The sequence below is a fragment of the Actinospica acidithermotolerans genome, from assembly GCF_018139625.1.
In the GTDB taxonomy this organism is placed as follows: domain Bacteria; phylum Actinomycetota; class Actinomycetes; order Streptomycetales; family Catenulisporaceae; genus Actinospica; species Actinospica acidithermotolerans.
Genome location: NZ_JAGSOH010000004.1, coordinates 71,908 through 94,542 on the forward strand (window position 1 = coordinate 71,908; position 22,635 = coordinate 94,542).

A 22,635-nucleotide genomic window follows, 5' to 3' on the forward strand; every position below is an offset into this window, starting at 1 on the left:
CCGACCGAGAAGGACATTGTTCATGGTGACGCTGGCCGAAGTCGCCCGCCAGGCGGGCGTCTCGCCCTCGACGGTGTCCTACGTGCTCTCCCGCAAGCGCTCCATCTCGGACGAGACCCGGCGCAAGGTGGAGGCCGCGATCGAGTCGCTGGGCTACCACCCGCACGCCGGCGCCCGCGCGCTGGCCTCGAACCGGTCGAACATCCTGGCTTTGATGATCCCGCTGCGCAGCGACATGTACGTGCCGGTGATCATGGAGATCGCGATGGCCGTCACCACCGAGGCCCGCGAGTTCGGCCAGGACGTGCTGCTGCTGACCAAGGACGAGGGCACCGCGGGCGTGCGCCGGATCGCCGGCAGCGGCCTGGCCGACGCGATGATCATGATGGACATCGAGCTCGAGGACGACCGGATCCCGGTGCTGCGCGAGACCGAGACCCCGGCCGTGCTCATCGGACTGCCCGCCGACCCGGCCGGCCTGGCCTGCGTGGACCTCGACTTCGAGGCCACCGGCGCCGCGTGTGTCGAGCACCTGGCCTCGCTCGGCCACCGCGACATCGCGCTGATCGGCGAGGGCGAGGGCGTCTACAAGCGCAACACCGGCTTCGCCGCGCGCACCCTGACCGGCTTCCAGCGCGCCGCGGCCGAGCACGGGGTCCGCGCCGTGCACCGCTCCTGCGAGGGGACGTACGAGTCCACCGCCGGCGTGCTCTCCCGGATCCTCGAGGAGCGCCCGGGCACCACCGGATTCGTCGTGCAGAACGAGGCCGCGATCGCCCCGCTGCTCAGCCTGCTGCGCCTGTCCGGGCGCGCGGTGCCCGAGGACACCAGTGTGGTGGCGATCTGCCCCGACCAGGTCGCGCTGCAGTCCTCGCCGCGGCTGACCAGCGTCTCCATCCCCGCCGAGGAGATGGGCCGGCAGGCCGTCCGGCAGGTCATGGCCCAGCTCGACCACGCGCCCGAGGGCGCGTCCCAGACCACGATGATCCCCCCGGCGCTCACCGTGCGCGACTCCAGCGCCCGCGGCCCGGCCGCCTAGCCCGAAGCATCCACCCGGCCCGTCCCCCACAAGTTCACAGATCCGGCGTCCGGCCCCGCACGGCCGCGCCGCGATCCGTCGCACCCTCTTGCCGATCGAAAGGCTCATTCCGCCATGTCCGAGGAATCCCCCCTCGCCTCGCTTGCCCACGAAATCGGCGAGTTCTCGGTCCGCCCCGGGGCGTCGAGCGCCCTGGAGTGGACGGGCCGCCAGGAGGTGCTGCGCATCGAACCCTGGGGCCCGAACTCGCTGCGGGTCCGTTCGAAAGTCGGCGGCCCGATCCTGGAGGCGCTGCCCGGCGCGCTGCTCGATCCACCGGAAGCCCCGGTCGAGCCGGCCGCCGACGCCGTCGTCGAGATAACCGACAGGGGCGCCACGATCGTCAACGGCGCCATCACCGCGCGGGTCAGCATGACCGGCCGCATCGTCTACCAGCGCACCGAGGACGGCTCCGAGCTGCTCTCCGAGCAGGACGCCCACTTCTGGTGGCCGGGCCCGCGCCTGCGCACCGCGCTCGGCAACGGCTACGCCCGCCTCGAGCAGCGCTTCGCCGCGTATCCCGACGAGAAGCTCTACGGCCTCGGCCAGCACCAGCACGGCCTGTACGACCAGAAGGGCGCGGTGATCGAGCTCGTCCAGCGCAACTCCGAGGTGACCATCCCGTTCCTGGTCTCCTCGCGCGGCTACGGCTTCCTCTGGAACAATCCGGCGATCGGCCGCGTCGAGCTCGCCCTCAACGGCACCCGCTGGGTCGCCGACGCCGCCCGGCAGCTCGACTACTGGATCACCGCGGGCGACCCGGCGGCCATCCAGCGCACGTACGCCGACGTGACCGGCCACACCCCGGAGCTGCCGGAGTGGGCCGCGGGCTTCTGGCAGTGCAAGCTGCGCTACCGCTCCCAGGAGGAGCTGATGGAGGTCGCGCGCGAGTACCACCGGCGCGGCATCCCGCTCGACGTGATCGTCGCCGACTTCTTCCACTGGACCCACCTGGGCGAGTGGCGCTTCGACCCGGAGGAGTGGCCCGACCCGGACGCCGCCGTCGCCGAGCTCGCGAGCTACGGGACGAAGCTGATGGTCTCCGTCTGGCCCTCCGTCAGCCCGCTGTCCGAGTACCACGCCGAGATGGAGCGCCGCGGCTTGCTCATCGGCACCGAGTTCGGCCCCGTCGCGCACGCCGACTGGCCGGACAAGGGCGTCGACAAGACGGTCCAGATCGCCTTCTACGACGCGACCAACCCGGCCGCGCGCGACTTCGTCTGGGACAAGGTCCGGGCCAACTACCTGGAGCGCGGCATCGAGGTCTTCTGGGCCGACGCCTGCGAGCCCGAGCTCAAGCCCGGCTACTCCGCGAACCTCCGCTACTACGCGGGCGCCGGCCTCGAGGTCGGCAACATGTACCCGCGGGAGAACGCGCGGATGTTCTACGAGGGCATGCACGCCGCCGGCAAGCCCGAGGTCGTCACGCTCAACCGCTCCGCCTGGGCCGGCTCCCAGCGGTACGGCGCGATCCTGTGGTCCGGCGACATCCAGACCGACTTCGCCACCTTCCGCCACCAGATCGCGGCCGGCCTGAACACCGCGCTCAGCGGCATCCCGTGGTGGAACACCGACATCGGCGGCTTCCACGGCGGCGACCCGAACTCGCCGGATTACCGCGAGGTCATGGTCCGCTGGTTCCAGTTCGGCGCCTTCAGCCCGATCTTCCGGCTGCACGGCTTCCGCGAGCCGGCCGAGGCCTTCTCCCCGCAGATGACCGGCGGCCCGAACGAGATCTGGTCGTACGGCGAAGAGGCCTGCGAGATCATGGCCTCGTACATCGCCCTGCGCGAGCGCCTCAAGCCGTACGTGCTCTCCGTGATGAAGGAGGCGCACGAGACCGGCCTGACGCCGATGCGCCCCTACCTGGTCGAGTTCCCCGAGGACCCGAAGTCCTGGACCGTCGACGACGCCTACCTCTTCGGCCGCGACCTGCTCGTCGCGCCGGTCCTCGAGGCCGGAGCCCGATCCTGGGACGTCTACCTGCCCAAGGGCGCCACCTGGCGCGACGCCTGGACCGGCGAGGAGCACGAAGGCGGCCGGACCGTGACCGTCCCCGCGCCCCTCGACCGGATCCCGCTGTTCCTGCGCGACGGCGCGACCCTGCCGATCGCGGATGGCGGGACTGAGTAGCGGCGGCTACATGGACCGCTGGTAGCTGCGGAAGGCGCGCGTCGAGACCCAGGCGCAGAGGACCATGAGCACCGCGAGGTAGCCCAGGTTCTCGAAGATCGGTCCCCAGTCGGGATCCGCGCCGAGCGCGCCGCGCCCGGCTACCAGCGTCCAGTTCACCGGGTTGAACTTGGTGATGTCCTGCATCCAATGCGGCATCAGGACCAGCGCCATGAAGCCGGTGGACATGAACTGAAGGGGCATCAGCACGAAGTTGGACGCCGCGATGATCGACTCCTCGCGGCGGACCAGCAGCGCGAGACCGTAGGAGAGCGCGCCGATCGCCGTGGCCAGCAGGTTCGTGGCCACCATCAGCACCAGCACGCCCATCACCAGGTGGTGGTAGCTGGCGCCGACCGCCGCACCGAACAGCAGGATGATGATCGCCTGGATGACGATCGAGAGCACCTGCACGATCAGCCGCCCGAGAATCAGCGAGGCGCGGTTGACCGGCGAGACCAGGAAGCGGTCCAGCACGCCGCGGGTCAGGTCGTCCAGGATCGCCATGCCGCCCCAGCCCGCGCCGAAGAACCCGGACATGACCACGATCGAGGGGACCAGGTAGGTCTCGTAGTTCGAGGCGCCGAAGCCCGGCAGCTGGGTCACCGACTTGAACAGCTGCCCGAACAGCAGCAGCCAGATCATCGGCTGGATCAGCGTGAAGGCCACATACATCGGCTGGCGCAGGAAGGCACGGAACGCGCGTCCGGTCATGTACCAGGTGTCTGCGAGTGCGCTCACTTCTTCTCCTCCTTCGCGGCGTGAGCCGCGGCCTGCTCGGCCGCGTTGAAAGAACGCCCGGTGTAGCGCATGTAGACGTCGTCGAGCGAGGGTCGGGCGACGGTGACCGAAGCGACGTGGATGTCCGCCGCCTCGAGCGCGGCCAGCAGCGCGGGCACCGCGCCGGCGCCGTCCGCGCTTCGTCCGCGCAGGGTCAGCCCGTCCACGCCGATCTCCGAGAGCACGCCGCCTTGCTCCAGCGCGATCGACTTCGCCGTGTCCGCATCGGAGCCTGCGGCCAACTCCAGACTCACCGCGTCGCCGTTGAGCTGGGCCTTGAGTTCGTCCGGCGTGCCCTCGACGACGATCCGGCCCTGATCGACGATCGCGAGATTGCGTGCGAGCTGGTCGGCCTCCTCCAGATAGTGCGTCGTGAGCAGGATGGTCAGTCCCTGGTCCCAGGCCAGCTCGCGGATCTGCTCCCACATCTCCGACCTCGCCTCCGGGTCCAGGCCCGTGGTCGGCTCGTCGAGGAAGAGCACCTGCGGCGAGTGCATCAGGCCGAGTGCCACGTCGAGCTTCCGCTTCATGCCGCCCGAGTACGTCTTCACGAAGCGGTTGCCGACCTCGGCCAGCCCGAAGCGGAGTAGCAGTTCGTCGGCGCGGCGGTTCAACTCGACGCCGCGCATTCCGTACACGCGGCCTTGCAGCAGCAGGTTCTCGCGCCCGGTGGCCTGCACGTCCACCCCGGAGTTCTGCGCGACGCAGCCGATCGCCCGCCGGACCTGCTTCTGCTGCCTCACGATGTCGAAGCCCGCCACGCTCGCGGACCCGCCGGTCGGCGCCGAGAGCGTCGTGAGCATTCTGACGAGCGTGGACTTCCCGGCTCCGTTCGGGCCGAGCAGCCCGAAGACGGTCCCGGCCGGAATGCGCAGGTTCACCCCGCGCACCGCCTGTACCCCGCCCTTGTATGTCTTGACCAGGTCGCTCGCGTCGATCGCGAGCCTCGTTCCAGCCGTGGATGCGGTCACGGCAGCCCCCTTCCGTCGCGTTATATCGCGTTTGCGAGAGACACGATATAACGCGAATCCGGGCTGTCAAGTCCCGGGCGGCTTGCGCGCGCTCGCGCCGGTGCGGTACGAAAATCCCAGTCGCGCGGTGGGAGCGCGAACGACCTGGGAGGGGGTCGGCCGTGGCCGACCAGCTTTGGTTCACCGACAACAGCCGGGACCTGTCGAACGCCTATGGCGACGACGCCGGTTTCGAGTTCGAGTTCTACTGCCAGCGCTGCGGCGACACCTGGCGCTCGGGCTTCGAGAACTACACGCTCGGCCGCGCCTCGGGCTGGCTGCGCCGGGCGAGCAGCATGGCCTCGAACGTGACCTCGAACATCGGCTTCGACGTCGCGAACACCGTCGGCGGGCTCGCCGACGCGGGTTGGCACAAGGCCCGCGACGCCGCGTTCCAGCGCGCGATCACGAAGGCCGACAGCCACTTCCATCGCTGCGCGCGCTGCACCGAGCACGTCTGCGACAACTGCTGGAGCGCCGACCGTGGCCTGTGCCGGAACTGCGCGCCGGACCTGCAGACCGAGGTCGAGCAGGCTCGGGCGGAGAGCGAGGTCCACGCGGCGCGCCAGGCTGCCGCGGAGGCCGGCGCGAAGCTGGCCCAGGGCATCGACGTCACCACACAGCACCGGCTCGTCTGCCCGCAGTGCAGGACCGAGACGCACGGCGCCAAGTTCTGCCCGGAGTGCGGCCACAAGGTCGGCGGTGCCGCGGCCTGCTCGTCCTGCGCGAACGAGATCCCGGCCGGCGCGAAGTTCTGCCCGGAGTGCGGAACCCCGGCCTAAGCCAGGCCTAGCCATCCGCTGCCTTCGCGTAGCGCCGCCCGAGCCTGCGGACCGCGTCCACGAGCTCGGGCGGCGACGTGACCGTGAAGTCGTACCCGATCATGCCGAGATACACGGCGAACATGTCGGCGTCGTCGTTTCCGCTGCTCAGCACGCAGGTGTCGGGGTCGATGCTCTGGATCGTGCCCACGTAGCCCGGAATCCGCTCCGCGACGACCGCGGCCGGCGCGTGAACGGTGATGTTCGCGGTGACGCGCTTCGGCGCGGCCGAGACGCGTTCGGAGACGTACCGCGCGAGGTCCTCGTCCGGTAGCTCGCGCGGCGGGAACTTCGGGCCTGCGGGGAACTTCGGCGTCATCCGGTCGACCCGGAAGGTGCGCCAGTCCTCGCGGTCGCGGTCCCACGCGACCAGATACCAGCGCCGCCCCCAGTTGACCAGGCCGTACGGCTCGGCGATCCGTCGGCTGCCGGATTTGCCGCGGTCTTCGTAGTCGAAGCGCACGAGCTCGTGGTCACGGCACGCCGCCGTCAGCTCCGTCAGCACGCCGGCGTCCACGCGCGGTGAGTTCTCGTTCGTCGATACCGAGGCCACGTACGTCTGCAGGGCGTTGACGCGCCTGCGCAGACGCGAGGGCAGCACCTTCTCGACCTTCGCGAGCGCCCGGAGCGAGGTCTCCTCGATACCTGAGATCGATCCCGAAGCCGCCGTCCGCAGCCCGACCGCGACGGCGACCGCCTCCTCGTCGTCCAGCAGCAGCGGCGGAAGCTGCGCGCCCGCGCCGAGCCGGTAGCCGCCGACCGCGCCACGCGTCGCGTCGACCGGATAGCCGAGATTGCGCAGCCGTTCGACGTCGTTGCGCACGGTCCGGGTGCTCACGCCGAGCCGTTCCGCCAGCTGCGGGCCGGTCCATTCGCGGGGCGTCTGCAAGAGCGAGAGCAGACGGAGCAGTCGCGCCGAGGTCTCCAACATGTTCTTCAGTCTGCTCCTCAATCAGGAACCAAGCGTGCCTAATAGGCTCCTACCTTGAAGGCATGACGACAACGACCGAGAACCCCCGCAAGTGGCTGGGACTGTCCGCGCTCCTCGCCGCGACCCTGATGGACCTGCTCGATGCGACGGTCCTGAACATCGCAGGTCCGGCGATCCACCGCTCGCTCGGCGGCAGCACCGCCGCGCTGCAGTGGTTCTCCGCGGCCTACACGCTGGCGCTGGCCGCCGGCCTGCTCGTGGGCGGCCGCCTCGGCGACATGTACGGCCGCCGCCGGATGCTGCTCGGAGCGGCCATCGGCTTCACCGCCGCGTCCATGGCCTGCGCCTTCGCCTGGTCTCCGACCTCGCTGATCACCGCCCGCGCGATCCAGGGCGTGATCGCAGCGATGATGGTGCCGCAGTGCTTCGGCCTGCTCAAGGAGCTGTTCCCTGGCAAGGAGCTGAGCAAGGCCTTCGCGATCTTCGGCCCGGCCATCGGCCTGTCCACGATCCTCGGCCCGGTCGTCGCGGGCGCGCTGGTCAACGCGAACCTGTTCGGCACCGGCTGGCGCTCGGTCTTCCTGATCAACCTGCTGCTCGGCGGCTACACGCTGATCGTCGGCCGCCGCGTCCTGCCGGACGTCGTGCCCTCGGCCCGCGGCGCGCGCCTCGACGCGGCCGGTGCGCTGCTCGGCGGCGCCGGGATGACGATGCTGATCTACCCGCTGATCGAGGGCCGCGAATCCGGCTGGCCCGCCTGGTGCTTCGCGCTGATGATCGGCAGCGTGCCGGTGTTCGCGCTCTTCGCCCTGCGGCAGCGCGCGCTCGGCCGCCGCGACGGCAGCCCGCTGATCGACCTCGGCGTCTTCCGCAATCGCTCCTACACCTCAGGGCTCGTGTTCATTCTCTCCTTCTTCGGCGTGGTCGTCGGATTCTCGCTCGCCTTCGGCCTGTTCCTCCAGCTCGGCCTCGGCTACAGCGCGATGCACGCGAGCGTCACGTCGCTCTCGATGGCTGTCGGCGCCTTCATCGGATCTGCGCTCAGCAGCACCGTCGGAGCGGGCCTGGGCCGACGCATCATCCACATCGGACTGGCCGTGATGGCCGTCGGCACGGTCGGCTTCCTGCTCGTGCTCGACCAGGCGGGCGCCGGAGTGACCGGCTGGGACATGGCCGCACCGCTCGTCGTCTACGGCCTGGGCATGGGTGCGATCTTCGTGCCGCTGTTCGACCTGGTCCTCGGCGATGTGCAGACGCCCCAGATCGGCTCGGCCTCCGGCGTCCTCGAGTGCGTGCAGCAGTTCGGCGCGGCGCTCGGCGTGGCCGTTCTCGGCACCGTGTTCTTCAACGCCTTCGGATCGCACGGCTACGCCGACCCCTCCCCGGCCGTGCACGCCGCCAAGCTGATCTGCGAGATCGCGCTCGGCCTGACCGCCGTCTCGTTCCTGCTGGTCTTCCTGCTCCCGAAGCACGGGGCCGCGGAGCACGTGCCGCAGGACGCCGCGGAACGCGACGAGGTTCAGCAGGCCGAGCTCGCCTCCGTCTGACATCTCTCCGCTCCCGCCTCACCGGCCGTGCGTGCTGACAGCGCGCACGGCCCGTGGCATTTCTAGGTACGACGTACGTTGTTTCCTTCGAGCATACTGCGTACGGTGTACGTCTTGTCTAGACTCGGTCCGAGGTGATTTCGCATGACAACCGATCGGCCCGAGCTGATCTGGCTGCGCCCGGAGCGCAGCGCCCGCGGCCCGGCGCCGGCGCACAGCCGCTCCGCCATCGCGGCAGCAGCGATCGCGCTGGCCGACGCCGAGGGCCTGGCCGCAGTGTCCATGCGAAAGGTCGCCGCATCGCTCGGCGCGGGCACGATGTCGCTCTACAACTACGTGCCGGCGAAAGAGCAGCTTTTCGACCTGATGCTCGACGCGGTCGCGGGGGAGTGGGGGCTGCCCGACACCCCGTCAGGCGATGCGCGCGCGGACCTGCTGGAGTTCGCCAAGTGCGGCCTCGCCGCCATGCGGCGTCACGCGTGGCTCCCTGGGCTCATCCTCACCCGGCCTACGATCGGCCCGAACTCGCTGCGCTGCACCGAGTTCTTCCTGGCCGTCATGTCCGACAGCGATCAGCCCCCGGACACCAAGATGGAGCTCTTCGCGATGCTCAACAGCTCCATCTGCATGTATGCCCAATGGGAGGCGAACCAGCGCCAAGCCGGCGGCAGTGAGCGATGGCAGGCGGAACTGGTGGCCTACCTCGGCCAGGCTGCCGCGACCGGCGAATACCCACACCTCGCGGCCACCTTCGCGGCGAGCACCAACCGCGCGCCCGACCTCGACCCCGATGCGATCTTCACGCGGGCCATCGGCCGCGTCATCGCGATCATCCTGGACCCGCGTACCGTATAGACATGCGCTCAGTTGCATAGTGTTCCACGTGGAACACGGTGCGTTCGGCCCGGCGCACCTACGCGTCGTCGTGCCCGTCGTACTCGTTCGCGTACCGCACGTCCGCCACCGTCTCGTTGTCGTCGTTCAGCGTGATCTCGGCGTCGAGCTGGTGCCCCGCGAGCACGATCGGCAGCCAGTACTTGGCGTCGTCCCACATCCGCTCGAACGGCGGCGCACCGACCGGGTACCACTGCGCAGCCAGCTCATCGGTCTCGGCTACTTCACCCTCGAATCGATCGCACGCGAAGATCGCCACGAACACGTCCCACTCCGGCCTCGTGGGGAACCGGAACGTCACGGCACCTCGCGGTACCAGGTCGTCGACGTCGACGACGAGTCCGGTCTCCTCGAGAACCTCGCGCGCACAGGCGTCCTCCAGGCTTTCGCCCGGCTCCACCTTCCCGCCCGGCATCACATGCTTGCCCAGCCCGAATCCGGTCTTCTTCAGCCCGATCAGCATCTCCGTGACACCCGCCTCGGTCGTCCGGGTGAGCAGGCACTCGCAGGTGAGCGGGAGATTCACGTGACGTTCCCTCGGTAACATGACGGCGTGGAGATCGCGATCGACGACCTGAGCAGCCCCGAGATTATCGAACTGCTGGAATCTCACGTAGCCGAGATGAGGCGCGTGACACCGAATCCGGAGAGCGTGCACGCACTCGACCTCGACGGCCTGCGCCGCCCGGAGATCACGTTCTGGTCCCTCCGCGACGGCGAGCGGATCGCCGGCTGCGGCGCCATCAAGCGCATCGACTCGACGCACGCCGAGATCAAGTCGATGCGGACCTCCGCCGCGTACCAGCGCCGAGGCGTCGCCGCGCGGATCCTCGCGCACATCGAGGCCGAGTCCGCGCGCATGGGCCTGACCCGGCTCAGCCTCGAAACCGGCGCCGAGGACTTCTTCGCCCCCGCGCGTGCCCTCTACCTCCGCTCGGGCTTCGAATTCTGCGACCCCTTCGCCGACTACATACCGGACCCGCTGAGCGTCTTCATGACGAAGTCGATCGCATGAATCCCCTCGCCGAATCAGGCCTCGCAAAGGCGCCCGACGGCACCCACATCGCGTACCAGGTCAACGGCGACGGCCCACCCCTCCTGCTGCTCGCCGGCCAGGCGAACAACCACCACTGGTGCGACGGGGTACGCGACGACTTCGCCGGCGTCCGCACCACGATCACGCTCGACTACCGCGGCACCGGCGACAGCGACAAGCCGGACGCCCCCTACAGCATCGAGATCTTCGCGCAGGACGCCCTCGCGGTCCTCGACCACCTCGGTATCGAATCCGCCGACCTGTACGGCACCTCGATGGGCGGCCGCACCGCACAGGTCATCGCAGGCCGCTTCCCGCAGCGCGTGCGAAAGCTGATACTCGGCTGCACGTCCCCCGGCGGCGCGCACGGAATCGAGCGCAGCGACGCCGTGCGCCGATCCCTGGCCCAGCTCGACCGGAATGCCGCACGCCAGGCGTTGGCCGAGCTGATGTACACCCCCGCCTGGCTGGCCGAGCACCCCGGCCCGCACCAGACGATGGGCGACCTGGATATGCCCGACCACGCGCGGCGGCATCACCTGCGTGCCAGCGCCGGCCACGACGCCTGGGACCTGCTCCCCGCCATCCGCTCGCAGACCCTCGTGCTGCACGGCGCCGACGACGTGTTCAACCCCGCCGCGAACGCCCCGCTGATCACCGGGCGCATCCCCGACGCGCGGCTGCTCATGGTCGAGGGAGCCCGCCACGCATACTTCGAAGAATTCCGAAGCGTCGCGGGCCCCCTCGCGCTCGATTTCCTGGACTGATCCGCCCGCGCCGGCCGATCAGGCCGACGCGCTGTTCAGAGCCGCGATCTCCTCCGCGGAAAGCGTAAGTCCCACGCTCGGCAGCAGCTCAGCCAGCTGATCGACCGTCCGCGCCGAGGCGATCGGCGCGGCCACGGTCGGTTGCGCGGCGAGCCACGCCAGCGACACCGACGCCACCGGGACCTTGTGCGCCGCAGCGACCTCGTCCAGCACAGCGAGCGTCGCGTAACCGCGCTCGTCCCGGTACTTCGCCACGCCCTCGGCACGCACGGACTCGACCTCCACGCCCGGACGGTACTTGCCGGCCAGGAAGCCGCGAGCCAGCCCGAAATACGGCAGCGACGGAATCGACTCCTGCGCCAGGAACGGTGCCGTGTCCGCCTCGTACTCGGCACGCTCCAGCAGGTTGTAGTGGTTCTGCAGCGCGCTGTACCGCGCGAACCCCTCGCGCTCCGAGACGGCCAGCGCCTCGGCCAGCCGCGGCGCTGTGTAGTTCGAGGCGGCGATGTACCGGACCTTGCCCGCGCGCACCAACTCGTCGAACGCGCCGAGCGTCTCCTCCAGCGGCACCTCCGGGTCGTCACGGTGCGCGTAGTAGAGGTCGATGTAGTCCGTGCCGAGCCGCGCCAGCGACTCGTCGGCCGCCGCGAGGATGTTCGCCGCGCCCAGACCCGGGCGGTTCTTCTTCGCCGCCACCTTCGTGGCCAGCACGATCGAGGAGCGGTTGCCGCGCGAGGCGAACCAGCGCCCGAGCAATTCCTCGGACAATCCGCCCTCGCCGTTCACCCGGTGGCCGTACGCGTCGGCCGTGTCGATGAAGTTGCCGCCTGCCTGCGCGTAGGCGTCGAGGATGGCGAACGAGGACGCCTCGTCCGCCGTCCAGCCGAAGACGTTCCCGCCGAGGCAGAGCCCGTACACATCGAGGTCAGTGGTACCGAGTTTGCTCATGTCAGCGCCAACAAGCGCCCAGGGGCACTTGTTCCCCCACCCTCGGCCCGCAACCTCCCGCCCCTACGAAAGATTCGTTCGTCTGGGCCTTGTTGAACTTTCGATTCATTGGTAGCTTCCTCGCATCAGCCCCGAGGAGGTACCTCCGAATGTCCACATCCGTCGTCCCCGGCGTCAGCGGCGTCGACCGCGCCCGGCTCCGCACGCTGCTGGAACTCGAGCAGGCGCAGTTCGCCGAACGCAACCCGCGCTCCGCGGCGGCGTACCGGAGCGCCGATTCGCTCTTCGGCCGCGTGCCGATGACGTGGATGAACAAGACGTCCGCGCACTTCCCGCTCTACCTCGCCACCGCCCGCGGCGCGCACGTGACCGACATCGACGGCCACGAGTACGTCGACTTCTCGCTCGGCGACACCGGCTCGATGGCCGGCCACAGTCCCGCCGCCGTCACCGAGGCGGTGCGCAGGCGCGTGGAGGACCTCGGCGGCCTGGCCGTGATGCTGCCGACCGAACAGGCCGAAACCGCCGGCGCGCACCTGGCGAGCCGCTTCGGGCTGCCCCGCTGGTCCTTCTCGCTGACCGCCACCGACGCCAACCGCTGGGCCATCCGCCTCGCCCGCGCCGTCACCGACCGCCCGAAGATCCTGGTCAACAGCTACTGCTACCACGGCTCCGTCGACGAGTCACTGATCGTCACCGAGCCCGGTACCGAGGGCGTGCCCCGCCCCGGCAACGTCGGCGCGCCGGTCGCGGTCACCGAGACCAGCCGCGTCGCCGAGTTCAACGACCTCGAAGGCCTCGAGCGCGAACTGGCGCACGGCGACGTGGCGGCGGTGCTAATGGAGCCCGCGCTCACCAATATCGGCATCGTGCTGCCCGAGCCCGGCTACCTCGACGGGGTCAGGGAGCTGACCAGCCGGTACGGCACCCTGCTGATCATCGACGAGACGCACACCTTCTGCGCGGGCCCCGGCGGCGCGACCAGGACCTGGGGCCTGAACCCCGACATCATCACCATCGGCAAGGCCATCGGCGGCGGAATCCCCGCAGGCGCCTACGGCCTGTCCGCCGAGCTGGCCGACCGCCTGCTCAGCCGCGAAGACCTCGACCTCGTCGACATGGGCGGCGTCGGCGGCACCCTCGCCGGCAACGCCCTCTCCATCGCCGCCGTATGCGCCACCCTCGGCGAAGTCCTCACCGACAAGGCCTTCGACCACATGCACGCCCTGGCCGAGCGGTTCGAGGCAGGCGTCGCCGGCGTCATCGCGAAGAACAAACTCCCCTGGTCCGTCACCAGGCTCGGTGCGCGCGTCGAATACCGCTTCGCCGACCCGGCCCCGCGCACCGGCACCGAGGCCGCCGCCGTGCACGACCAAGAGCTCGACGACTACCTGCACACCTACCTCGCGAACCGCGGCATCCTCATGACGCCGTTCCACAACATGGCCCTGATGTCCCCGGCGACCACCGAGCAGGACGTAGACCTGCACACCCGCCACTTCGCCGCCGCCGTCGCCGAGCTCGTCCCCACCCAGGCCACCCGATAGCCTCGCCCCCATGACCACCCCGCGCCTGGACGACACCGACAAGCAGATCCTGCGGGCGCTGCAACACGACGGAAGAGTGTCCTACGCCGACCTGGGCCCGGCCGTAGGCCTCTCCGCCCCCGCCGCCCGCGCCAGAGTCCAGCGCCTCATCGACACCGGCGTAGTCCGCGTAGTAGGCGTAACCGATCCCATCGCCCTGGGCCTGCCGACCATGGCGATGCTAGGCGTCCGCGCCGAAGGCGACATCCGAGCCGCCGCCGACGCCATCTCCGCCTGCGAAGGAGTCATCTACGTAGTCCTCACGGCAGGCGCCTTCGACCTCTTCGTCGAAGTCGTCTGCCACACCCCCGCCGAGCTCCTCGCCGTGGTCAACGACCGCATCAAGGCCGTGCCGGGAGTCACGCACGTGGAGACGTTCACGTACTTCGGCATCCACACGCACCGGTTCGTCTGGGACGTGCCGTAAGGGACGAGGTCGGGCGTGCCGCCCTCGGCTCTGCCAGAGGCCCGCGGTCGAGACGCCGCGCCTGGCAGAACGCTGTCAATCAGTCTCGATGTGATCGAAGACGTAGACGTTCAACGTCGGGTACTCCGTATCCAGCTGACCGTTCGGCCGATACACGCACCGCTCGCTCCCGGCATCGAGCGTGACCGCCTCCCAGTTGTGGACGCGAGCGCGGCCGCCGTCGAGTGGTCCGCCGCGTAGCACGATGTTCGGCTCAGGATGATCGACGAACTTCGGCCGGTCCATGGGGCTATCCCCTCCGATTGAAGACGAGTTGGTACGCGCTCGCGCCCCAGACAGCGACCGAGGCGAAGAACGCGAGCAGCGCGTACTGGCTGCCGGTGGCGGCGGCTGCGGCACATGCGGCGAGTCCGAGGCATCCGGAGACCATGAAGAGCAGCGGCCAGATGTTGTGCGGGCGGTCGACGAACACGGTGACGATCTCGGGCTCGGCAGGCGGCGGGAGCGGCGGGATGTGGATGTCCACGCCTTCGTGCGCGGTCGTGTTGAACCGCGTCGGCGCCTCCTGGACCACGACCGGACGCTGGGCGCGCTCGTACGCTGCTGCCTCGCGCAGCAGACCGCGCAGCTCCGAGAGCGTCAGCCTCGCCTCGATCTGGCCGGACCCCGCCGTTGGGCGCTCGACGGAGGTGGTGATCTCGGGGTCCATGATCGGTCTCCTGCTCGGCGTCGTGTGCGGTCCGGCGGCAGGGTTTCCCCGTGCCCTTTTCCACGATCTCGGGAACCGCCGCATCTCACCCGCGCTGACGGCTGACCGGGCTACTTCGCATTCACGAACGCCAGCAGAAAGCGGCACCACGCAGATCCGCGGTGCCGCTCTGTAGTGCTGATTCACGGTGCAGCGTGTTCGGAGCCGGCTCAGCTCCCCCTACCAGCCCCGCTCGCGCCACGCATCCAGGTACGGTCGCTCGGCTCCGAGCGTCGTGTCCTTCCCATGGCCCGGGTAGACCCACGTCTCGTCAGGAAGAACATCGAAGATCTTGCTGACGACGCCCTCGTACAGGGACGCGAACCGCTCAGGGTCCTTCTGGGTGTTGCCGAGGCCGCCGGGGAACAGGCAGTCGCCGGTGAACAGGTGGGGATGGCCCTTGGGGTCGTCGTAGAGGAGGGCGATCGAGCCGGGGGTGTGGCCGACGAGGTGGATGGCGCGCAGCCGGGCGTCGCCGAAGGTGATCTCGTCGCCGTCGTCCACGAGGGTGCGGGTGGGGACGGGGATGCCGTCGGCGTCCAGGCGGCCGGCCAGGGTCTCGGCGCCGGTGGCCTCGACGAGGTCCGCCAGGCCCTGCCAGTGGTCCCCGTGCTGATGGGTCGTCACGACCTTCGCCAGCGAGCCGTTGACCAGGCGGATCAGGGTCTCGGGGTCGTTGGCGGCGTCGATCAGCAACTGGTCGCCGGTGTAGCGGCAGCGCAGCAGGTAGGCGTTGTTGTCATACGGGCCGACGGCGACCTTGGTGATGACCAGTTCCGCCAGTTCGCGCACGTCGGGGGCGCCGCCGACGGTGACGTTTCCGTGGTAGTTCATCTCTCTGCTCCCGAGCTCTGCTTCTCCACCGCTCCTACTTCCACGCCGGCGGCTGGGGCAGCGGGCCGTGCGGCTCCACGTTGAGGCCGTCGCCGTTGCTGCGGCCGATCAGCCACGCCACGAGCGCGGCCGACGGGCCGCGGACGATCGGGACCCCGGCGTCCTCGGGGGCGCAGAGAACGCCGTATACGCGGTCGTCGGTGCCGTCCTCGTCCTCCGAGAGCAGGCGGAACGCCGGGGACTCCGGCGTGAAGACGGGGTTGGAGAACCGCGCGGCGATCATCTGCAGCTCCGGCTCGGTGAAGTACTCCGGCCAGTGCGCGGGGGAGTAGGCCACGTTCAGGTCGACGTGGTGGATCAGGATCTCCTCGAGCCGCCACCACGGCAGCCACCCCGCCTGCTGCTTTCCGCCGCGGCGGCCCATGATCTCGTTCTGCCACTGCTCCTCGGTCAGCCGCGCCGCCTGCACGGCGAAGTGCTCGCCGGTCAGGCGCACGTCCGCCAGCAGTTCGGCCGCGGTACGTCCCGCGCCCGCCTCGATCTCGGCGTCGCGGGCCTCGGGCGAGGCGTACATCGGCGTCTCCTCGCCGGTCGCCGCCCAGGTCAGCAGTCTGCCTACGGCCTCGGCGTTGCGCGCCACGTGGGTGAGCACGTGGCCGCGGGTCCAGCCGGGGAGCAGGGAGGGTTCGCGCACGGCCGCGTCGTCGAACTGCTCGGCGGTGGCGATCAGCTGGGCCGTGGACTCGACGACCCGGGCGAGGGTCTCGGTCGGATCCGGCACGGGGATGCCGCTCGGGTCGGTTGCCATGGCTCTACTCTGGCGTATCCGGGGCCCGCGCCGCCACGCTCGGCTCCCGCCGGGCGCCCGGGTTCGACCGGACGGCACATTTCTGTCGGTGGGCCCGCCTACGATGGAGCGAGGTGGTTTCTCCTCGGCCTCGCGCTGCCGGGGGACGGGGAATCGCCGCAGGCCAGTGACCGAGAACACCCAGGGAGCAGAGCAGTGGCGGACAAGCTGATCGTGCGGGGGGCGCGGGAGCACAACCTCAAGGACGTCTCCCTCGACCTGCCGAGGGACGCCCTGATCGTCTTCACCGGGCTCTCCGGCTCCGGCAAGTCCTCGCTCGCGTTCGACACGATCTTCGCCGAGGGCCAGCGGCGCTACGTCGAGTCCCTGTCGGCCTACGCGCGCCAGTTCCTCGGCCAGATGGACAAGCCGGACGTCGACTTCATCGAGGGCCTGTCCCCGGCGGTCTCGATCGACCAGAAGTCGACCTCGAAGAACCCCCGGTCGACGGTCGGCACGATCACCGAGGTCTACGACTACCTGCGGCTGCTCTACGCGCGCGCCGGCCGGGCGCACTGCCCCGAGTGCAGGCGGATCATCACCCGGCAGAGCCCGCAGCAGATCGTCGAGCGGGTGCTCGAGCTCGAGGAGGGCACCCGTTTCCAGGTGCTCGCCCCGGTGGTGCGCGAGCGCAAGGGCGAGTACGCCGAGCTGTTCAAGGAGCTGCAGGCCAAGGGCTACAGCCGCGCCCGGGTGGACGGCGTGGTGATCCAGCTCGCCGAGCCGCCGACGCTCAAGAAGCAGGAGAAGCACACCGTCGAGGTGGTCATCGACCGGCTCGCGGTCAAGGAGTCGGCCAAGCGCCGGCTGAACGACTCGATCGAGACCGCGCTGCGGCTGGCCGGCGGCATGATCACGCTCGACTTCGTGGACCTGCCCGAGGACGACCCGCAGCGCGAGCGGATGTACTCGGAGCACCTCTACTGCCCGTACGACGACCTGTCCTTCGAGGAGCTCGAGCCGCGCTCGTTCTCCTTCAACTCGCCGTTCGGCGCCTGCCCGGAGTGCACCGGCCTGGGCATCCGGATGGAGGTCGACGAGGAGCTGGTCATCCCGGATCCGGAGATGACGCTGAACGAGGGGGCCATCGCCCCCTGGTCCGGCTCCGGGCAGGCGAACGACTACTTCGGCCACCTGCTCGAGGGCCTCGCCGGCGAGCTGGGCTTCGACATGGACACGCCGTTCAAGAAGCTCCCGGCCAAGGCCCGCAAGGCGATCCTGCAGGGCCACAACCACAAGGTGACGGTCAGCTACACCAACCGCTTCGGCCGCACCCGCAGCTACTCCACCGGCTTCGAGGGCGTCATCCCGTGGATCGAGCGGCGGCACGCGGAGGCCGAGTCGGACAGCTCCCGCGAGCGGCACGCCGGGTACATGCGCGAGGCGCCCTGCCCGGCCTGCAAGGGCACCCGGCTCAAGCCGCTGGTGCTCGCCGCGACCCTCGGCGGGCGCACCAAGGGCGAGTACACCGAGGGCGGCCGCTCCATCGCCGAGGTCGCCGCGATGCCGGTCGGCGAGTGCGCGCAGTTCCTGCGCGACCTCAAGCTGAGTAAGCGCGAGGCGCAGATCGCGGCGCGGGTGCTCAAGGAGGTCAACGAGCGGCTGCAGTTCCTGGTCGACGTGGGCCTCGACTACCTCTCGCTGGACCGCGCCTCGGCCACCCTGGCCGGCGGCGAGGCGCAGCGCATCCGGCTGGCCACACAGATCGGCTCGGGCCTGGTCGGCGTGCTGTACGTGCTCGACGAGCCCTCGATCGGCCTGCACCAGCGGGATAACCACCGGCTGATCGAGACCCTGGTCCGGCTGCGCAACCTCGGCAACACGTTGATCGTCGTCGAGCACGACGAGGACACCATCAAGGTCGCCGACTGGGTCGTCGACATCGGTCCCGGCGCGGGCGAGCACGGCGGCCACGTCGTCGTCTCCGGCCCGGTGTCCGACCTGCTCGAATCCGAAGACTCGCTGACCGGCGCGTACCTGTCCGGCCGGATGCGCATCGAGGTGCCGCAGCAGCGCCGCCCGATCGACCGCGACCGGATGCTGACGGTGCACGGCGCGCGCGAGCACAACCTCAAGGACGTCGACGTCAGCTTCCCGCTCGGCTGCTTCGTCGCGGTCACCGGCGTCTCCGGATCCGGCAAGTCCACGCTGGTCAACGACATCCTCTACACCCACCTGGCGCGCGAGCTGAACGGCGCGCGCAAGGTTCCGGGCCGGCACACCCGGGTGGACGGCGTCGAGCACCTCGACAAGGTCGTGCACGTGGACCAGTCGCCGATCGGCCGCACCCCGCGGTCCAACCCGGCGACCTACACCGGCGTGTTCGACCACGTCCGGCGGCTGTTCGCGGAGACCACCGAGGCGAAGGTGCGCGGCTATCTGCCGGGCCGCTTCTCCTTCAACGTCAAGGGCGGGCGCTGCGAGAACTGCCAGGGCGACGGCACGATCAAGATCGAGATGAACTTCCTGCCGGACGTCTACGTGCCCTGCGAGGTCTGCCACGGCAAGCGGTACAACGAGCAGACCCTCGAGGTGCACTACAAGGGCAAGACCATCTCGGACGTGCTGGACATGCCGGTGGCCGAGGCGGTCGAGTTCTTCGAGGCGATCCCGGGCATCGCCCGGCACCTGCGCACGCTCAACGACGTCGGCCTCGGCTACGTCCGGCTCGGCCAGAGCGCGACCACCCTCTCCGGCGGCGAGGCGCAGCGCGTCAAGCTGGCCTCCGAGCTGCAGCGCCGCTCCACCGGCCGGACCGTGTACGTGCTCGACGAGCCGACCACGGGCCTGCACTTCGAGGACATCCGCAAGCTGCTCGGCGTGCTCGGCCGGCTGGTGGACACCGGCAACTCGGTGATCGTCATCGAGCACAACCTCGACGTGATCAAGACCGCGGACTGGATCGTGGACATGGGCCCGGAGGGCGGCCGAGGCGGCGGCACGGTCGTCGCCGAGGGCACCCCGGAGCGCATCGCCGCGCACCCCGACTCGTACACCGGCCGCTTCCTCAAGGAGCTGCTCGGCTGACCGAGACCCCTCGCTGCCCCGGCCGCCCTTTGGCGGTATGAGGAGCCCGAGCCCGTGCCCCCGACCGCGCCCGAAACGCCCCGACCTGTATAGATTCGGACGGGAAGACCGCCCCGCTCAGGAAATTCTTAACCGGCGACCTTGAACCGCCCGTCGGCGCGCTCCGTGACTTGGCCGTGAAGGGCGTCGCCGTACCGGGCCCTGGTCCCGCGATCCACACCGGGGCCGGGTACGCTGGCGCGTCGAAGGTGTGCATACCGGACGACACGGGCAAGCCGCGTGCCGGGCTGCGCACATCCGAGATCCAAGGAGCGCTAACGACATGGCCGAACAGTCCCAGCCCGCCGCCGCCGACCGCCGTACCGTGCTGCGCACCACCGCGCTCGGTGTCGCCGTCGCCGGTGTGGGCGTCACCGCCGCGGCCTGCAGCAGTTCCAACAGCACCGCCCAGGGCTCGACCGCGCAGACTGCGGCCGGCGGCTCGTCCTCCACTGTCGCCTCTTCGAAGGTGCCGGTCGACGGCGGCTACATCGACACCACGAACAACGTCGTGGTGACGCAGCCGAGCGCCGGCGAGTACAAGGCGTTCACGGCGATCTGCACGCACCAGGGCTGCACCGTGTCGTCCGTGCAGAACAACGTCATCCAGTGCCCGTGCCACGGCTCCCAGTTCAGCGCGAAGGACGGATCCGTCATCACCGGCCCGGCCACCTCGCCGCTCGCCTCGAAGACCGTCACGGTCGCCGGCTCCACCATCACATACGGGGCCTGATCACCACCCCCACCGGATCAGGTCGACCACGGTCCCGGGCCACGGGCGCGCACCCGCGGGCCCGGGACCGCCTGTCGGTGCGAAGCCGTAGGCTGACACCGTGAGCGATCCGACGGCCTACCGCCCCGCCCCCGGCACGATTCCGACCCAGCCCGGGGTCTACCGGTTCCGCGACCAGTACGGCCGGGTCGTCTATGTCGGCAAGGCCGTCAACCTGCGCTCCCGGCTGTCGAACTACTTCCAGCCGCTCACCTCGCTGCATCCGCGCACGCAGTCCATGGTCACGACGGCGACCTCCGTCGAGTGGACCGTCGTCGCCAACGAGGTCGAGGCGCTCGCGCTCGAGTACTCCTGGATCAAGGAGTTCGAGCCGCGGTTCAACGTCAAGTACCGGGACGACAAGTCCTATCCGAGCCTCGCCGTGACCCTCAACGAGGAGTTCCCGCGGGTTCAGGTGATGCGCGGGCCCAAGCGCAAGGGCGTGCGCTACTTCGGCCCGTACGCCCACGCCTGGGCGATCCGGGAGACCGTGGACGCGCTGCTGCGCGTCTTCCCGATGCGCAGCTGCTCGCAGGGCGTCTTCCGCGGCGCGACGCTGACCGGGCGGCCCTGCCTGCTCGGGTACATCGACAAGTGCTCGGCGCCGTGCGTGGGCCGGATCAGCCCCGAGGACCACCGAAAGGTCGCGGAGGACTTCTGCACCTTCATGTCGGGGCAGACCGCCGGATTCATCCGCAGGCTCGAGCAGGAGATGAAGCAGGCCGCCGCCGGGCTCGAGTTCGAGAAGGCGGCCCGGCTGCGCGACGACCTCGGCGCGCTGCAGCGGGCCATGGAGCGCAACGCGATCGTGCTCGGCGACGGCACGGACGCGGACGTCGTCGGCATCTGCGAGGACGAGCTCGAGGCCGCGGTGCAGGTCTTCCACGTGCGCGGCGGCCGGGTGCGCGGCCAGCGCGGCTGGGTCGTGGAGAAGGTCGAGGACATCGACACCGGCGGCCTGGTCGGCCAGTTCCTGCAGCAGCTCTACGGCGACCAGGAGCCGGACGCGGTGCCGAGGGAGATCCTGGTGCCCGCGCTGCCGGAGGACGCCGAGGCGGTCCAGGCCTGGCTGGCCGGCCTGCGCGGCTACGGCGTCGAGCTGCGGGTGCCGCAGCGCGGCGACAAGCGGACGCTGATGGAGACCGTCGAGCGCAACGCGAAGCAGGCCCTGGCGCTGCACAAGACCAAGCGGGCGTCGGATCTGACGACTCGCGGGCAGGCGCTGGAGGACATCGCCGAGGCGCTCGGCATGGACCAGGCGCCGCTGCGCATCGAGTGCTACGACATCTCGCACACGCAGGGCGCCGAGGTCGTGGCGTCGATGGTCGTGTTCGAGGACGCGCTGCCGCGCAAGTCGGAGTACCGCCGCTTCACGATCAAGACGGTCGAGGGGCAGGACGACGTCCGGTCCATGCACGAGGTGATCAGCCGCCGGTTCAAGCGGTATCTCGCGGACGCGGCGAAGTCGGGCGAGGCGCTGCTGCCGGACGCGGAGCTCGAAGATAACAGGCCCACAAGTTCTGCGCTGGAAGCCGAGTCACCGCTGGAAGAAGACACCCTGCCGGAAGACGCTGAGAACGGAGGGGAGACCGTCGACGTTGGCACCGATACCGACGCCGGCACCGGCGCCGGCGCCGGCGCCGATACTGATACCGGCAACGGCAACGGCAAGGGCACCGACACCGATACCACCTTCGACACCGACACCGACGTCGACGCCGATACCACCTTCGACACCGGCAACGAAGCCTCATCCGCCGCGCGCGAGGACAAGCCGCTCAGCCGGAGCGCCTACCCGCCGCAGCTCGTGCTCGTCGACGGGGGTGCGCCGCAGGTGGCCGCGGCGGCACGGGCCCTTGCCGAGCTGGGCATCGAGGAGGTCGCCGTCGCGGGGATCGCGAAGCGGATGGAGGAGATCTGGCTGCCCGGCGAGCAGGACCCGGTCATCCTGCCGCGCACCAGCGAGGCGCTCTACCTGCTCCAGCGCGTCCGGGACGAGGCGCACCGGTTCGCGATCACCTTCCACCGGCAGCGGCGCTCGAAGGCGATGACGGCCGGCGGGCTGCTGGACGGCATCCCGGGGCTCGGCGAGGTGCGGCGCAAGGCGCTGCTCAAGCACTTCGGCTCGGTCAAGGCGGTGCGGGCCGCGAGCGCCGCGGAGCTCGCCGCGGTGCCCGGGATCGGAGCGGCCACGGCCGCCGCGCTGCACGAGGCGATCGCCGAGCGCTCCCGTTCCTCCAGCCGTCCGGCGGCGGTCAACACAGCGACCGGTGAGCTTCTGGAAGATGGCGGAAACTGAATAGAAAGGGACATAGACTCGGGGCGCGGGCCGGCGCGCGACCGGCTCGCGCGCGGGGCGGAGACCATGGAC

The 22,635-nt window shown here is 70.1% G+C and carries 21 protein-coding genes; 12 read left to right on the forward strand and 9 right to left on the reverse strand.

Features of this window, described 5'->3' with window-relative positions:
* Positions 1-22 precede the first annotated feature (22 nt).
* The gene (locus KDK95_RS02740; protein ID WP_212516368.1) at positions 23-1,039 is read left to right on the forward strand and encodes a LacI family DNA-binding transcriptional regulator; all 1,017 of its coding nucleotides are present in this window, start codon (positions 23-25) and stop codon (positions 1,037-1,039) included.
* Between the two features lie 114 nt (positions 1,040-1,153).
* The gene (locus KDK95_RS02745; protein WP_212516369.1) at positions 1,154-3,211 is read left to right on the forward strand and encodes a glycoside hydrolase family 31 protein; all 2,058 of its coding nucleotides are present in this window, start codon (positions 1,154-1,156) and stop codon (positions 3,209-3,211) included.
* Between the two features lie 6 nt (positions 3,212-3,217).
* On the opposite strand, the gene KDK95_RS02750 is transcribed toward KDK95_RS02745, so the two are convergent.
* Complete coding sequence (locus KDK95_RS02750; protein WP_212516370.1) at positions 3,218-3,991, reverse strand: ABC transporter permease; 774 nt, start codon at positions 3,989-3,991, stop codon at positions 3,218-3,220.
* A complete protein-coding gene (locus tag KDK95_RS02755; protein WP_212516371.1) occupies positions 3,988-5,001 on the reverse strand; it encodes an ABC transporter ATP-binding protein in 1,014 nt (337 codons plus the stop codon). The genes KDK95_RS02750 and KDK95_RS02755 overlap by 4 nt, the downstream gene beginning before the upstream one ends.
* Before the next feature lie 161 nt (positions 5,002-5,162).
* Here KDK95_RS02755 and KDK95_RS02760 point away from each other — a divergent pair, with 161 nt between their 5' ends.
* Positions 5,163-5,822, forward strand: coding sequence for a zinc ribbon domain-containing protein (locus tag KDK95_RS02760; protein ID WP_212516372.1), 660 nt, complete (start codon positions 5,163-5,165; stop codon positions 5,820-5,822).
* A 7-nt stretch (positions 5,823-5,829) separates the two neighbouring features.
* On the opposite strand, the gene KDK95_RS02765 is transcribed toward KDK95_RS02760, so the two are convergent.
* On the reverse strand, positions 5,830-6,792 hold the full coding sequence (locus tag KDK95_RS02765; protein WP_212516373.1) for a helix-turn-helix transcriptional regulator: 963 nt from the start codon (positions 6,790-6,792) through the stop codon (positions 5,830-5,832).
* A gap of 62 nt (positions 6,793-6,854) precedes the next feature.
* On the opposite strand from KDK95_RS02765, the gene KDK95_RS02770 reads away from it, so the two are divergent.
* Both KDK95_RS02770 and KDK95_RS02775 read left to right on the forward strand, forming a co-directional pair.
* A complete protein-coding gene (locus KDK95_RS02770) occupies positions 6,855-8,339 on the forward strand; it encodes an MFS transporter (protein WP_212516374.1) in 1,485 nt (494 codons plus the stop codon).
* 144 nt (positions 8,340-8,483) lie between these two features.
* Positions 8,484-9,194: a TetR/AcrR family transcriptional regulator gene (locus KDK95_RS02775; protein WP_212516375.1), complete on the forward strand. Its 711-nt coding sequence runs from the start codon at positions 8,484-8,486 to the stop codon at positions 9,192-9,194.
* Between the two features lie 58 nt (positions 9,195-9,252).
* Here KDK95_RS02775 and KDK95_RS02780 read toward each other — a convergent pair whose 3' ends face one another.
* Positions 9,253-9,759: an 8-oxo-dGTP diphosphatase gene (locus tag KDK95_RS02780; RefSeq protein ID WP_212516376.1), complete on the reverse strand. Its 507-nt coding sequence runs from the start codon at positions 9,757-9,759 to the stop codon at positions 9,253-9,255.
* Positions 9,760-9,786: 27 nt separating this feature from the next.
* Here KDK95_RS02780 and KDK95_RS02785 point away from each other — a divergent pair, with 27 nt between their 5' ends.
* Together KDK95_RS02785 and KDK95_RS02790 are read left to right on the forward strand one after the other, a co-directional pair.
* On the forward strand, positions 9,787-10,248 hold the full coding sequence (locus KDK95_RS02785; protein ID WP_212516377.1) for a GNAT family N-acetyltransferase: 462 nt from the start codon (positions 9,787-9,789) through the stop codon (positions 10,246-10,248).
* Positions 10,245-11,036 carry an alpha/beta fold hydrolase gene (locus tag KDK95_RS02790; protein WP_212516378.1) on the forward strand — a complete coding sequence of 264 codons (792 nt, stop codon included), beginning with the start codon at positions 10,245-10,247 and terminating at the stop codon, positions 11,034-11,036. Before KDK95_RS02785 ends, KDK95_RS02790 begins: the two co-directional genes overlap by 4 nt.
* Before the next feature lie 18 nt (positions 11,037-11,054).
* Here the strand turns inward: KDK95_RS02790 and KDK95_RS02795 are convergent, their stop codons facing one another.
* Positions 11,055-11,984, reverse strand: a complete 930-nt coding sequence (locus KDK95_RS02795) for an aldo/keto reductase (protein ID WP_212516379.1) — start codon at positions 11,982-11,984, stop codon at positions 11,055-11,057.
* Positions 11,985-12,133: 149 nt separating this feature from the next.
* Here KDK95_RS02795 and KDK95_RS02800 point away from each other — a divergent pair, with 149 nt between their 5' ends.
* Positions 12,134-13,531 carry a transaminase gene (locus KDK95_RS02800; protein WP_212516380.1) on the forward strand — a complete coding sequence of 466 codons (1,398 nt, stop codon included), beginning with the start codon at positions 12,134-12,136 and terminating at the stop codon, positions 13,529-13,531.
* Between the two features lie 25 nt (positions 13,532-13,556).
* Positions 13,557-13,997, forward strand: coding sequence for an Lrp/AsnC family transcriptional regulator (locus KDK95_RS02805; protein WP_372463253.1), 441 nt, complete (start codon positions 13,557-13,559; stop codon positions 13,995-13,997).
* A 75-nt stretch (positions 13,998-14,072) separates the two neighbouring features.
* On the opposite strand, the gene KDK95_RS02810 is transcribed toward KDK95_RS02805, so the two are convergent.
* The 4 genes from KDK95_RS02810 to KDK95_RS02825 form a co-directional block, all read right to left on the reverse strand.
* Positions 14,073-14,282: a hypothetical protein gene (locus tag KDK95_RS02810; RefSeq protein WP_212516382.1), complete on the reverse strand. Its 210-nt coding sequence runs from the start codon at positions 14,280-14,282 to the stop codon at positions 14,073-14,075.
* A 4-nt stretch (positions 14,283-14,286) separates the two neighbouring features.
* Positions 14,287-14,706 carry a hypothetical protein gene (locus tag KDK95_RS02815; protein WP_212516383.1) on the reverse strand — a complete coding sequence of 140 codons (420 nt, stop codon included), beginning with the start codon at positions 14,704-14,706 and terminating at the stop codon, positions 14,287-14,289.
* A gap of 219 nt (positions 14,707-14,925) precedes the next feature.
* On the reverse strand, positions 14,926-15,579 hold the full coding sequence (locus tag KDK95_RS02820; protein ID WP_212516384.1) for an MBL fold metallo-hydrolase: 654 nt from the start codon (positions 15,577-15,579) through the stop codon (positions 14,926-14,928).
* Positions 15,580-15,613: 34 nt separating this feature from the next.
* Positions 15,614-16,387, reverse strand: a complete 774-nt coding sequence (locus KDK95_RS02825) for a maleylpyruvate isomerase family mycothiol-dependent enzyme (RefSeq protein WP_212516385.1) — start codon at positions 16,385-16,387, stop codon at positions 15,614-15,616.
* Positions 16,388-16,582: 195 nt separating this feature from the next.
* Here KDK95_RS02825 and uvrA point away from each other — a divergent pair, with 195 nt between their 5' ends.
* The 3 genes from uvrA (at position 16,583) to uvrC (ending at position 22,563) form a co-directional block, all read left to right on the forward strand.
* On the forward strand, positions 16,583-19,453 hold the full coding sequence (gene uvrA / locus KDK95_RS02830) for an excinuclease ABC subunit UvrA (RefSeq protein WP_307844100.1): 2,871 nt from the start codon (positions 16,583-16,585) through the stop codon (positions 19,451-19,453).
* Between the two features lie 322 nt (positions 19,454-19,775).
* Complete coding sequence (locus tag KDK95_RS02835) at positions 19,776-20,225, forward strand: Rieske (2Fe-2S) protein (RefSeq protein ID WP_212516386.1); 450 nt, start codon at positions 19,776-19,778, stop codon at positions 20,223-20,225.
* Positions 20,226-20,325: 100 nt separating this feature from the next.
* Complete coding sequence (uvrC, locus tag KDK95_RS02840) at positions 20,326-22,563, forward strand: excinuclease ABC subunit UvrC (RefSeq protein ID WP_212516387.1); 2,238 nt, start codon at positions 20,326-20,328, stop codon at positions 22,561-22,563.
* Positions 22,564-22,635 lie beyond the last annotated feature (72 nt).